This is a genomic window from Fibrella musci (assembly GCF_041321105.1).
GTDB classification, from domain to species: domain Bacteria; phylum Bacteroidota; class Bacteroidia; order Cytophagales; family Spirosomataceae; genus Fibrella; species Fibrella musci.
Genome location: NZ_JBGGWD010000002.1, coordinates 958012 through 971902 on the forward strand (window position 1 = coordinate 958012; position 13891 = coordinate 971902).

Genomic DNA, 13891 nt, shown 5'->3' on the forward strand with positions numbered 1-13891 from the left:
AAAGTTTCTGCTAAAAACAAATCAGGATTTAATTCGTTTATTATTGGTCAATGCAACAGGCTTTAACATGATTGCTTTGATAAAATTATTAAAAACCAGCAAAACGTCGACAAAAAAACCGTCTTTATTAAATTTGTTGTCAATTAGTCCTACATCAATTTTACGTAAACTTGGGACTGAGTAGGTACCAAATAGTTTATCCCAAAAAACAAATATTTGTCCAAAGTTTTTATCGAAATCCTGTTGATGTTTTGAATGGTGAACACGATGCGCGGCAGGCGATATTAATACGTACCTGCCAAGTACACCCCAACTAGACGGAATCGATGAATGTTGTAACAACTCAATGGTATACATAACCGCCAGTATTGGCAGTATCGTATATATAGAATTGCCCACTATCATAATTGGTAGATATGAAATTAGTCGTGAGCAAGTTGCTTCAAGAAAATGGTGCCTGTAGAACGCTAACACATTCAATTCTTCGGCAGAATGATGATAAGCATGCAATTGCCATAGAGGTTCTATCAAGTGAAAAAAGCGATGATACCAGTAGCGTAGAAAATCTGTTAGTACAAATACGACTAACACACTTCCAACGGTATACATGTTTAGCAGGTCATAATTTTTTGACTTATATTGGGGCAAAAAATGAGTAAAAGCATAAGTGAGTCCCAGCGAAAAAACTATTTCTAAAAAATAATAAAATTTAGTTAGACTAAGAAAAAACAAGGCAATATCAGCCTGTGTTGTTTTTCTAAAATCAATTAGCTTTTTTAAAGAAGATTGTTTCCACCCTAAGACAAAGAGATCAATCATTAGCACAACTACTGTAACGCATATAACCGTGATCGATCGTTTATAAACCAGATTCGATATTGTGAGGTGATTAGTTATAAATTCTAAGAAATCCATAAATAAGAAAGTTAAATGGACAACTAATACAATCTCCTACAATCAACAACTTATGAATTCAATTATAAATTATCAACTCGCTATCAGACAACATTGATATGCTAATTTTCCAAAAACCGATCGGATGAATAGAAAAAACAGAATCCTGTCCATGAATTGTCTGATCAACTTCAAAGCAAGTCATGTACAGGACTCTGTTTAGAACGTCGTCAACTTCCTGGAATCGGTGGATCACCCATCCGTAAGAATACATTTTCAACTTGTACAACTTCCATTTTAGGTTCTACCCAGTCTTTCTTCTGCAGATCCTTGGGCTCTTCCTCTTCATTTACGTTCTGAATCATAGTACACCTTGTTTAACAGTAAAACATCTCCTCACCAGTACTATCTCACAAATAGCGCATTTTCACTAGCTAAGACAGTCGATTCAACCAATAGTCACGTTACACAGAATAACATTAGCAAGAGGCTATTTATTTAATCTCTGTCAACGGAATACAAAGAGTATTTATTTTCGCCAATAATTCCCCCTAAATATATAGAATAGGACGAAAGTACAATCAAAAGGTAACCAACTGAATTTAAAAAATAGTAAAATCGATGCTGTATCAAGAATATATATCGTCAAATATAAATTTTCGTAAAGTATAAGTTTTAAGTTTTATTTAATCATAAACTATACACAAAATAGAAAGCGGGGTTTGATTTTCCTTTAAATCAAACCCCGCTTTCTATTTTCACTTCTTCTACATCGCTCCTTTACCTGCCAGATTGAGCATAAAGGCGTATTCCATTGCGATCTCTTTCAGTGCATTGAAGCGACCTGAAGCGCCACCGTGGCCGGCTTCCATATTGGTATGGAGGAGCAGCACATTACTGTCATTTTTCATGGTGCGCAGTTTAGCCACCCACTTGGCCGGCTCCCAATACTGTACCTGCGAGTCGTGCAGGCCGGTGGTAACGAGCAGGTTCGGGTAAGCTTTCTTCTCTACCTGGTCATAGGGTGAATACGATAGCATGTAGTCGTAATACTGCTTCTGCTTGGGATTTCCCCACTCTTCAAACTCACCGGTCGTCAGCGGAATGCTCTCATCGAGCATGGTTGTCACCACATCCACAAACGGCACGGCGGCTACTACGCCCCGGTACAGCTCGGGCGCTTGGTTGATGACGGCGCCCATCAACAATCCACCGGCTGAACCTCCAAGCGCAAACAGTTTGTCAGAAGCAGCGTACTTGTTGACTACCAGCCATTTTGATACATCGACAAAGTCGTTGAAGGTATTTTTCTTTTTCAGCAGTTTACCGTCTTCGTACCACTGTCGACCCATTTCCTGGCCACCGCGAATGTGTGCGATGGCGTAGATGAATCCACGATCGAGCAGGCTGAGGCGGCTGCTGCTAAAGCCTGGCTCGGTGTTGCTGCCATATGAACCATAGGCATACTGGAGCAGCGGTGCAGTGCCATCTTTGGGCGTGCCTTTGCGGTACACAATAGACACGGGCACCTTGGCACCGTCGCGAGCCGTCACGAACACGCGCTCCGATACGTAGTTGTTCTTATCAAAGCCACCCAACACTTCCTGTTGTTTCAGGAGCGTTTTGGCTTTGGTATCCATGTTGTAATCGTAGGTCGACGAGGGCGTCGTCAGCGACGAGTAGCCGTACCGCAGCACGTCTGTATTGAAATCGGGGTTGTAGCCGATGCCCGCCACATAGGCTGGCTCGCCGAAGTCGAGGTATTCGTCGGCTTTCGTCTTCTGATTAATTACCCGCAGTTTGGCCAAGCCTTCTTTGCGTTCGGCTAGCACGAGGTGGTTGGCAAAGACGTCCATCCCTTGCAAGAACACGTCGGCGCGGTGCGGAATCACTTCTTTCCAGGCGGCGCGGTTGGTCTGTTGGCCTTCGGGCACTTCCATCAGCCGGTAATTGGTGGCTTTGTAGTTGGTGCGCACGTAGAACTTATCCCTGAAGTGCTGAATATCGTATTCGTGACCACGCTCGCGCGGGCAGAAGACTTTGAAGTCACTATTAGGGGTTTTTGCGTCGAGCAGCCGGTATTCCGTCGCGACACCGTTATGGTCGCAGGCGATGGCGATGTACTTCTTCGACTTCATCCGGTACAGGCCCATGTAATACTGATTGTCTTTCTCTTCGTACACCAGTATATCTTTCTTGGGGTCGTTACCCAGCATGTGCCGCCACACCTGATAGCCCAACAGCGTTTGCGGGTCTTTCTTGATGTAGAAGAACGTTTTGTTGTCGGCGGCCCAGGCGAAGCTACCTGCCTCGACATTAGGAATCGTTTCGGGGTAAATCTGACCCGTTTTCAGGTTTTTCACCCGCAACGTGTACAGCCGACGGCTGACGGTATCTTCCGCAAAAACGGCCAATTCGTCGTTATCCGACACTTCATAGCCGCCCATGTTGTAATAATTGTGCCCTTTAGCCAGCGCGTTGCAGTCGAACATTACCTCTTCGGGAGCAGTTAGCGAGCCTTTCTTACGTACATAGATCGGGTATTCACCGCCCTGCACATAATTGGTCTGGTAATAGTAAGCACCTTCTTTGTACGGCACCGACTGATCCTGTTGCTTGATACGGCCTTTCATCTCGGCAAACAGTTTTTCTTCAAGTGGCTTCTGCGGTGCCAGTATGGCATCCGTGTAGGCATTTTCGGCATTGAGGTAGTTGATGACCTCTTTGTCTTCCCGCTGATTGAGCCAATAGTAATTATCGGTACGGGTGTGGCCATTGGTGGTCAGCGTCTTAGGCTTGATGGCCGCTACGGGGGGCGTTGCTCCCGCCGCTGAGGGAGCCGGGGCCGGTGATTGTGCGTTCGTCATGTAGGGAAGCGCAAGGGCTATAAAAGCCGGTACTAGTTGTTTGTTCATGAGACGTGCAAGAGGATAGAACGGTTCCAAAGAGCCCGTTACGCGAACTTACAGCCAAACCAAACAACAATCGGTGCCAAAATGACGGGCGGCTGGGTACGTTCCCCACCTCGGCTTAGTGTACGATCTACAGACCTACGATAGCCGCCTGCCCGGTTGCCTTCCACATCTTTCTAACCCCGGAAACTCACCCCCGTCCAATGGTGTTGATTTCTAGATAATACCTGAAAAAACGCTCAAAGCTTGATGGCTACAGTTCAGTGTCGGGCGGTTATGGCTTTTCTCGCCAAACAGCGCAACGTTGAACTCTGGGCATTGAGCGTTGAACCCACGTCAAAAAGTGATACAGGAACAACAAACAACACATACTGAGCCGGTTACCGTAGGTTCATCGCTTACCGACGTGCAACTCACGGGCTACGAGCAAATCGACGTGCTGGGTGCCCGCGAACATAACCTGAAAAACATCGACGTATCGATTCCCCGTAACAAACTGGTGGTCGTTACGGGTATCAGCGGATCGGGAAAATCGTCGTTGGCGTTCGACACGATTTATGCTGAGGGGCAACGGCGGTACATGGAAAGTTTCTCGGCCTACGCCCGCTCGTTTCTGGGCGATATGGAGCGGCCCGACGTGGATAAAATCAACGGGCTGAGTCCGGTGATTTCCATCGAACAGAAAACAACCTCGAAAAACCCCCGCTCAACCGTCGGTACGACGACCGAGATTTTCGATTTTCTACGCCTGCTCTATGCCCGGGCGGGCGAAGCTTTTTCGTATGCAACCGGCCGCAAAATGACCCGTCAATCGCAGGATCAGATTGTGGACGCGCTGCTGGACCAGAACGCCGGACGCAAAACCGTGCTACTGGCACCAGTCGTGCGGGGTCGGAAAGGGCACTACCGCGAACTGTTCGTGCAGATTGCCAAGATGGGCTACACCAAAGTGCGGGTCGATGGCACCGTGCAGGATATTGTCCCGAAGATGCAGGTCGACCGGTATAAGGTGCACGACATCGAGATCGTGATCGACCGGCTGGTGCCTAGTGCCGACGATCGCTTCCGGTTGAGCCAATCGGTACAAACGGCATTGAAGCAGGGCAAGGGCGCTATTCAGGTACTCGATCAGGACAATAAGCTGCACTATTTCTCGCAGAACCTGATGGACCCCGAGTCGGGCATTAGCTATGACGAACCCTCGCCCAACTCCTTTTCGTTCAATTCACCTTACGGCTGGTGTCCCACTTGCCAGGGCTTAGGCGTGGTGGAGGAGATCACCGAAGAGTCTGTCATTCCCGATAAATCGCTGAGCGTGAGCCGGGGGGCTATTGCGCCACTGGGCGAATACCGCGAGCTATGGTTTTTCAAGGAAGTCGAGGTCATCCTCAAAAAACACAAGCTGAGCCTGACCACGCCGGTCAGCAAATACCCGCCCGAACTGTTACACGTACTGTTGCACGGCTCTGAAGAAGAGACGCCGATTCCGTCGAAGAAATACCCCGGCGAGACGTACTACACCACCAAGTTTGAGGGCATTATCAACTTCCTGAAAAAGCAGCAGGAAACGGGTTCGGAGAAAATACAGGAGTGGCTGCGCGACTTTCTGGTGATCAACACCTGTCCCGACTGTAACGGCGCCCGCCTGAAAAAAGAGTCGCTCTATTTCCGCATTGCTGATAAGAATATTTCCGAACTGGCGAGCATGGACATTGCCGTACTGGCGGCTTGGTTCGTAGACATTGAGAATCGCCTGTCGGAGCGACAGAACGTCATTGCCAAGGAGATTCTGAAGGAAATCAGGAAGCGTATCGGCTTTCTGGTCGACATTGGGCTGGACTACCTCACGCTCGACCGTTCGTTGAAAACGCTGTCGGGCGGCGAGGCGCAGCGCATCCGGCTTGCCACGCAAATCGGCACGCAACTCGTTGGAGTTCTGTATATTATGGACGAACCGAGTATCGGTCTGCACCAGCGCGACAATGTGAAACTGATTGAGTCACTGAAAAATCTGCGCGACCTAGGCAACACAGTGCTGGTTGTCGAGCACGACAAAGACATGATGCTCGAGTCGGACTATATCCTCGACATTGGGCCGGGGGCGGGTCGGCATGGCGGGCAGGTGGTCAGTTATGGAACGCCGAGTGAGTTTATTCAGAAAGGCGGTACCACAGCCAATTACCTCAGCGGCCGCACGGCGATCGACGTACCTGGCGAACGCCGCAAAGGCAGCGGGAAGTTTTTGCAGATCAAAGGCGCGACGGGCCACAACCTCAAAAACGTAACGCTCAAATTACCCTTGGGCCGCATGGTTAGCATCACGGGCGTATCAGGTAGTGGCAAATCGTCGCTGATCCACGAGACGCTCTTCCCGATTCTGAACCATCATTTTTACAAGTCGAAACGCGAGCCATTAGCCTTCAAGAATGTCGAGGGGCTTGAGTTCATCGACAAAGTCATCGAGGTCGATCAGTCGCCGATTGGACGTACCCCGCGCTCGAACCCGGCTACGTATACGGGCATGTTCTCGGAGATACGTACCCTGTTTGCCGAGCTGCCCGAAGCCAAAATTCGGGGCTATAAACCAGGCCGTTTCTCGTTCAACGTGAAAGGCGGTCGGTGTGAAGAATGCGAAGGCGCCGGGATGAAAAAAATCGAGATGGAGTTTCTGCCCGACGTGCACGTACCCTGCGAAGTCTGCAAAGGCAAACGCTTCAACCGCGAAACGCTGGAGGTACGTTTCAAAGGCAAATCCATCGCCGACGTGCTCGACATGACCGTAGAGCAGGCGCTTGATTTCTTTCAGAGCCAGCCCAAAATTCTGCGTAAGGTGCAGACCCTCAGCGACGTCGGGCTAGGCTACATCACGCTGGGCCAACACGCCACGACCTTGAGCGGCGGCGAAGCACAGCGCGTGAAACTGGCGGAGGAACTGTCGAAGAAAGACACGGGCAAGACGCTGTATATTCTTGACGAACCCACGACGGGCCTGCACTTTCAGGATATTGCGCACCTGCTCGATGTGCTTAACAAGCTGGCCGACAAGGGCAATACGGTACTGGTGATTGAACACAACCTCGACGTGATCAAGGTTTCTGACTACGTAATCGACCTCGGCCCCGAAGGCGGCAGTAAAGGCGGGCAGATCATCGCCGAAGGCACACCCGAAAAAGTGGCCAAGGTGGCAGGTAGTTATACCGGCAAGTTTCTGGCAATGGAACTAGCCGAGGCGTAAAATAAGCCGGGTTACTCCATCGCTATAGAGTAACCCGGTCTATCTGTTGGCATAATTAGCGCATTGAGTGCAAAAAGGCAGGCCAGAGCAACACCTGCCTTTTTCCCCGTTGCACCGCTCGTAGCGTGGGCAAGAACCGCGCTTTGTCCGCAAACAAGCTATCAATGGCTGCTGATTCGAGATCGTATTTTCCTTTCAGCGGCCGATTTCCAGCACATCCGCTTTCTAGAGCAAAATCAACTGGTATTGCAATAACAATCGGGCCGTTGTTTCCCTTGTCGGCGTAGTGCCAAAACGGTTGGCTAGCCAGTATTTTAGACTCATAGAAATCGGTCAGCCATTCGGGCAAGTAATCACCGGTGATTCGAATACTGTCGATTTTATTGGGCGCAGTGAGCCGAAAATGAATCCAGTCGAAGCCATAAAAGCATCTAGGCAATTCCTGATAAGCACTTCGACACGCGTCCAGAATCCCACGGTGTAGAAAATCAGCGGGCGCAAAAGGTACGTTGGCGCGGGGATGCATCGCCGAAAAGGTGAGCTGAATTGTTGCTCTTTCTGGATGCGTTTTAGACTGGCTATAAACCAATGAGCCAGTCAAAACCGATAGTCCAATCAGCAAGTAAAGACACCGTATTCGTCTATTAATCATTAGGATATAGTTTATTAGCGTACGCTCTCCAATAGAATTGGGTAGAGCATTGAGCTCCGTTCGCCCGTTTGAATGCCCAAGATTGGAAGCAGATTAGCCGACGGAAACCGCAGCAACGTACCCAGCAGGTTATTTATATATACCGAATCCTGTTTTCCCCGACAGCCGACTTCAAACTGAATAAAAACAGGAACTGTGATTGATACCGGCCCCTTCGTTTCACAGTCGGCACATACCCAATAGGGCTTGCTCGCTTCCAGCCTATCATGGAACATTCCCGGCAAGTAATCAGGAAAGCCATCGCCCGCCACCTTGATCTGATCGATGACACCCGTTTTTACCACTCGAAAACGGATCTGTCCCGACGTTCGGAGGCAATTAAAATGACTGTAGTCGCCCACCTGTTTAGCAACATCCGTATACCGCTCCCATAAATAATTGGTGGCATAAACAGGTTTGTTATACTTAGGATCGATGTAGGTGAATGATATGCCAATCGGTTGTTGTGCCTGACCGTAGGCCGTTAACGACAGACTATAAACGAGCACAAAGACTTTATCTCGCCAATAGCGGTTTTGTTCCATACTTACGGTGGTTTCGCTTCTCTGTCAGTCAGCAAGTAGCCAAGGATAGCGGTTTATTTGCCTATTTCAATATTTATCCAAGAGCGAGTAAGCCTATAAAGCTAGTTTTTCATTTGTGTTGTATACATTATCAACCTTGGGGCACTAGCGATAATATTAGCCGTGATTTGTCTTCTGTTGACATTACTACTATTTTCCATTCGTCGGCACATGGCTTGTATGTATCGACACATAGTTTTCTATGTAAATACTACTTACTTAATTTGAAGCATACTTAAAATCCTCTAGTACACTCATGAAATTACTCGTAACCCCCATTGCTCTTCTGCTTTCGCTCTCGGCTGCCTATGCGCAAAGCTGGGGGCTCGACAAAGCCCACTCGCGCGTTGGCTTTACCGTGACTCACTTGTTACTCTCGGAAGTCGATGGCAATTTCAAGACGTTCGACGCCAACCTGACGGCCTCGAAGCCTGACCTTTCTGATGCCGTATTTGACCTGACGGCTGATGTAAACTCAGTCGACACTGACAACGAGCGTCGCGATGGTCACCTGAAAACGCCCGATTGGTTCGACACGGCTAAGTTCCCCACGCTGACGTTTAAGAGCACGTCGTTTAAGAAAGTAAGCGGCAAGAATTACAAACTTGCCGGTGACCTCACGATGCACGGCGTTACGAAGCCCGTTGTCCTTGACGCCGTACTGACGGGCCCCGTGACGATGGAAGGCCGCAACGGCAAGCAGGAAAAGGTTGGCCTGAAAGCGACCGGCACCATCAAGCGGACCGACTTTGGTGTTGGCTCGTCGGGCGGCGCTACGGTAAGCGAAGAAGTTGAGCTCAAGTTGAACGGCGAGTTTACCAAGAAGTAAGTTCATCCCGGCAACTGCCAATACAATCGCCAACGTACCTGGGTACGTTGGCGATTACTTTTTTCAGGCAATTAACATCCGCACTACGTTCCGCGGCGACCGGATGTACCACTGCGGCGGTAAAAACTCGTATTTTTGCGGCCTTAATCCGGTGCTAGCCACCGCCGACCGCATGATCGCCAAGATGTATTCGCCTACCGATATTGAAGCCAAGTGGTATCAGTATTGGCTTGACAATAAGCTGTTTTCTTCCACACCCGACGAGCGCGAACCCTACACCATCGTGATTCCGCCGCCCAACGTAACGGGCGTGCTGCACATGGGCCACATGCTCAACAACACCATTCAGGATGTGCTGATCCGGCACGCCCGCATGCAGGGCAAAAACGCCTGTTGGGTGCCCGGCACCGACCACGCCAGCATTGCTACGGAGGCGAAAGTCGTGGCCCGGTTGAAAGAGCAGGGCATCAGCAAGACCGATCTCACCCGCGAGCAATTTCTGGAACACGCCTGGGATTGGACGAACCAATATGGCGGCATTATTCTGCAACAACTGCGTAAACTGGGTGCTTCCTGCGACTGGGACCGCACGCGCTTTACCCTCGAACCGGCGCTCTATGAGTCGGTTATCGACGTATTCGTTGATCTTTACAATAAGGGGCAAATCTACCGCGGAGTGCGCATGGTCAACTGGGACCCGCAGGGCCGCACCGCCGTATCCGACGAAGAGGTTATTGTAAAAGAGGTACAGCAAAAGCTGACCTACATTCAGTATTCGATTGAGGGCGAAGCAGGGGAGTTTGTGACCATCGCTACGGTGCGGGCCGAAACCATCATGGCCGATGCCGCCATCGCCGTGAATCCCAACGATGAGCGTTACAAACACCTACACGGCAAACGGGCCATCATCCCCCTCATCAACCGAAGTATTCCGATCATTACCGACGAGTACGTAACGATTGAGTTCGGGACGGGTTGCCTGAAGGTAACGCCGGCTCACGATCTCAACGACTACGAACTGGGCGTGAAGCACAACCTGCCGGTTATCGACATCCTGAACGACGATGGCACGCTGAACGAGAAAGCCCAGATCCTGATCGGGATGGACCGGTTTGCCGCCCGGAAGGCGATCTTAACGATGCTGGAAGAGTCGGGCAATCTGGTAAAAGTTGAGGAGTACAAATCGAACGTGGGTACGTCGGAGCGGACGGGTGCCGTGATCGAGCCGAAGCTGTCGTTGCAGTGGTTCCTGAAGATGGACCAGATTTCGAAGCCCGCCTTGCAGGCCGTCATGGACGACGTGATCAACCTGGTGCCGCCCAAGTTCAAGAACATGTACCGGTCGTGGATGGAGAATCCGCACGACTGGTGTATCAGCCGCCAACTGTGGTGGGGGCAGCGTATTCCGGCCTTCTACATGCAGGACGGGACCATCATCGTGGCCAAAAACAAGCGGGAAGCCCTGCGGAAGGTGCAGCACGAAAAACTGCTGTTCGCCATGACCGAAGCCGACCTCACGCAAGACGACGACGTACTGGATACGTGGTTCTCGTCGTGGCTGTGGCCGATTTCGGTGTTCGATGGCATCCGCAACCCCGACAACGCCGATATCAACTATTACTACCCGACCAACGACCTCGTTACGGGCTTCGACATCATCTTCTTCTGGGTAGCGCGGATGGCGATGGCGGGCTTTGAGTTCCGGGGCGAACGGCCGTTCCGCAATGTGTACTTCACGGGCATGGTGCGCGATAAGCAGGGCCGGAAGATGTCGAAGCAGCTCGGCAACTCACCCGACCCGCTGGTGCTGATCGACCAATACGGGGCCGATGGCGTCCGTACGGGCATGCTGTTCAGTTCGGCCGCGGGCAACGATTTGCTATTCGACGAAAAATTGTGCGAACAGGGCCGTAACTTCTGCAACAAAATCTGGAATGCCTTCCGGTTGGTAAAGGGCTGGACGGTGAAAACGCGAACCGATGAACGCAACACCGATTCGTCGCAACTGGCCGTAAGGTGGTTCGAGGCTAAACTGAACGCGACGATCTCTGAAATTGAAAACCACCTAAGCAAATTCCGCATCTCGGATGCGCTGCAAAGCGTTTACAAACTCATTTGGGATGATTTCTGCTCGCAGTACCTGGAGCTGATCAAGCCATCGCAGTATACCGAAAAAGACGCCGACGGTAATTTCAGCGGCATCATCGATGAGGCTACGTACCTGTCTACGATCAATTTCTTCGAACGACTGATGGCGCTGGCGCATCCGTTTATGCCGTTTATTACGGAAGAAATCTGGCAGGATATCGCGCCGCGGCAACCGGGTGAGAGTCTGTGCGTCGCGCCGTTCCCGCCGGCCCAACCTGCCGATGCCGCCGTGCTCGCCGATTTCGAGTTGTTGTTCGAGATCATCAGCAGCATTCGTAACATCCGCAACGCCAAGCAGATTGCGCCTAAGACCGAACTGCCGCTTTCGATTCGAACCGACGTACCCAGCCGCTTTGCCCCGTTGGAAGGCCTGATCACGAAGATGGCCAACGTACCCACGATCAGTTACGTATCGGAGAAACCGGAAAACGCCACGTCGTTCCTGATTAAAGGCGACGAGTTCTTTATAGACCTCGCCGGCGAAATAGACGTGGAGCAGGAAATTGCCAACGCCGAACGTGATTTGGCCTACAACATCGGCTTCCGCGATTCGGTGATGAAAAAGCTGAGCAACGAACGTTTCGTAGCCAACGCCAAACCCGACGTAGTCGAGCGTGAACGGCAGAAAGCCGCCGATGCCGAAGCCAAAATTGCGGCATTACAGGAAACGTTGCGGCAACTGAAAGGATAGGCGCCGGTCTTGTAGGGGCATCCCACGTGGGTGCCCTACGCGGGCGTCAGCAACGTATCCAGTCAATCACAAACGCCCGGTTATCTGCGGATAGCCGGGCGTTTGCCATTTATCGAACCAGTCGTTTCACTGCATCCCACGTTTGCTTAAATTGATTACTGGAGCGAGGCGCCGGTGCGATAACGACTTCACCAAGTAATGTCAGCTGGCTTTCTTTCATCACAACGTGAATCGGCGGTTGCGCCTGCTGCGTTGAAATGGTAATCGATTGAGTTAGGAAACCTACGTATGAAAAGGTCAGCGTGCGGAATTTGGCCTTTTGATCGGTCTCATCAACGGCCAACTGAAAATAGCCTTCAGTATTGGTCTCGCATCCGCGGTATACAGATTGATAAGTCACATGTAAACCCGGAAGGGGTACGCCCAGGCTATCTGTGACGCGGCCTGTGATGTAAAAGAGGGCGGGTCTGGCGGATGTCGGTTTGGGTGTCGTTGGCTGTAGAGGCAAGTGGCGCAGCGATGAGGCTACCAACGGCGGCAGCGCCGGGTTTGCGCGCTGCCCTGATGGCGTGCTTTGTCCGTTTGCCGTTTGCCAGCCAAGCACCAATGCTACCGCCCAACGTACCCAGCCACCTATTCCACGCGGCACCGAACGTACCTGACCGATTGGGCGCTCCAACTGATCGACGCGAAAGCGCCCACAGGTCGCCTTGCCGTCGTGTCGCATCAGCCAATCGGCTAATTCACGATCTGTGTATGCCGAGAAATCCTGCACGGTTTTCTGACACATAGCACAATGACGACCACCTGCCACGGCGGTCATAGTCGACCACGACTCAACACAGGGTGCGGGAATGGCTATTTGGGCGGCAGATGCCATAATCGATCGATTTGGACCAATGTACACAATTTTTAAAATCTGTTCTACCTATCTGCCAACCAAGTTCCTTATCGACGTACCTGACCAGCTGCTTATTATCGCAACCAAATCAGCGTAACGGTATACCGTTACTTTGGTAAGCGAATCAAGTCATAGGCACGGACCACCATTCTACTACACACGTATGAACTTGAATTTTGCCAAATTATCGGATCAGTTCCTGGCGCTGCTGACCCTCTACGGCACCAAACTCCTGCTGGTCATTCTCATCCTGATCATTGGCCTGTGGGCCATCGGTCAATTGGTTAAGCTATTGTCGAGGGTGATGAACAACCGGCACGTAGACCGCGATGTGCAGCCGTTTTTATTATCGCTGTTTAGTGGCTTGCTGCGTGTGTTGCTGCTACTGAGCGTAGCCAGTACACTGGGCATCGAGACCACCTCGTTTGTCGCCATCATTGGCGCGGCCGGGCTGGCCGTCGGGTTGGCTTTGCAGGGGAGTTTATCCAACTTCGCGGGTGGCGTGTTGATCCTGATTTTCAAGCCATTCCGGGTGGGCGATCTGATCAGCGCGCAGGGCTTTACGGGCACCGTCGACGCCATTCAGATCTTCAATACCATTCTGGTTACGCCGGATAACAAAACCATCATTCTGCCTAATGGGCCTTTATCGACGGCACCAATCACCAACGTATCAGGCCGCAACCTCATCCGGGTTGATATGACCTTTGCGGTTAGCAATCAGAATGACCTGGCCGCTACCCGAGCGTCGATCAAGAAAGTCATCGACACCTGCCCCTCGGCACTTCCTGATCAGGCCCACGACATACTGGTTAATCACCTGAACAACAATGGAGTGGTGTATGATGTACGCGTCTGGACTAAGCCCGATACGTATTGGGATACCTACTATTACATGCAGGAAAACGTAGCGAGTCAGTTTAGAACCGATGGTATTTCGGGCCAGAAAAACGCGATTCTAATTCAGCAGGCTTAAATCAAAGCCAACAAAAAGGCCTCGGCTCAA

General features: G+C 50.9%; 10 protein-coding genes. 4 read left to right on the plus strand and 6 right to left on the minus strand.

The annotated features are described in order from the left end of the window. Nucleotides 1–21: 21 nt before the first annotated feature. The 3 genes from ACAW74_RS09715 to ACAW74_RS09725 all read right to left on the minus strand — a co-directional run bounded on the left by ACAW74_RS09715 (nt 22) and on the right by ACAW74_RS09725 (nt 3809). Nucleotides 22–819: a sterol desaturase family protein gene (locus ACAW74_RS09715; RefSeq protein ID WP_370697995.1), complete on the minus strand. Its 798-nt coding sequence runs from the start codon at nt 817–819 to the stop codon at nt 22–24. A 305-nt stretch (nt 820–1124) separates the two neighbouring features. Next, a complete protein-coding gene (locus tag ACAW74_RS09720) occupies nt 1125–1259 on the minus strand; it encodes a hypothetical protein (RefSeq protein ID WP_370697996.1) in 135 nt (44 codons plus the stop codon). Nucleotides 1260–1661: 402 nt separating this feature from the next. Beyond that, a complete protein-coding gene (locus ACAW74_RS09725; protein WP_370697997.1) occupies nt 1662–3809 on the minus strand; it encodes a S9 family peptidase in 2148 nt (715 codons plus the stop codon). Between the two features lie 340 nt (nt 3810–4149). Between ACAW74_RS09725 and uvrA the strand changes: the two genes are divergently transcribed. Further along, a complete protein-coding gene (gene uvrA / locus ACAW74_RS09730; protein WP_370697998.1) occupies nt 4150–7041 on the plus strand; it encodes an excinuclease ABC subunit UvrA in 2892 nt (963 codons plus the stop codon). Between the two features lie 55 nt (nt 7042–7096). Here uvrA and ACAW74_RS09735 read toward each other — a convergent pair whose 3' ends face one another. Beyond that, complete coding sequence (locus tag ACAW74_RS09735) at nt 7097–7663, minus strand: hypothetical protein (RefSeq protein ID WP_370697999.1); 567 nt, start codon at nt 7661–7663, stop codon at nt 7097–7099. A 44-nt stretch (nt 7664–7707) separates the two neighbouring features. Then, nucleotides 7708–8277 (minus strand): hypothetical protein, encoded by a 570-nt coding sequence (locus ACAW74_RS09740; protein ID WP_370698000.1) that lies wholly within the window; start codon nt 8275–8277, stop codon nt 7708–7710. Nucleotides 8278–8572: 295 nt separating this feature from the next. Between ACAW74_RS09740 and ACAW74_RS09745 the strand changes: the two genes are divergently transcribed. Both ACAW74_RS09745 and ACAW74_RS09750 read left to right on the plus strand, forming a co-directional pair. Beyond that, nucleotides 8573–9145, plus strand: a complete 573-nt coding sequence (locus ACAW74_RS09745; protein ID WP_370698001.1) for a YceI family protein — start codon at nt 8573–8575, stop codon at nt 9143–9145. 172 nt (nt 9146–9317) lie between these two features. Next, nucleotides 9318–11984: a valine--tRNA ligase gene (locus tag ACAW74_RS09750; RefSeq protein WP_370698032.1), complete on the plus strand. Its 2667-nt coding sequence runs from the start codon at nt 9318–9320 to the stop codon at nt 11982–11984. Between the two features lie 109 nt (nt 11985–12093). Here the strand turns inward: ACAW74_RS09750 and ACAW74_RS09755 are convergent, their stop codons facing one another. After that, on the minus strand, nt 12094–12864 hold the full coding sequence (locus ACAW74_RS09755; RefSeq protein WP_370698002.1) for a carboxypeptidase-like regulatory domain-containing protein: 771 nt from the start codon (nt 12862–12864) through the stop codon (nt 12094–12096). A gap of 184 nt (nt 12865–13048) precedes the next feature. Between ACAW74_RS09755 and ACAW74_RS09760 the strand changes: the two genes are divergently transcribed. Further along, nucleotides 13049–13861: a mechanosensitive ion channel family protein gene (locus ACAW74_RS09760; RefSeq protein WP_370698003.1), complete on the plus strand. Its 813-nt coding sequence runs from the start codon at nt 13049–13051 to the stop codon at nt 13859–13861. The last annotated feature ends 30 nt before the right edge of the window (nt 13862–13891 follow it).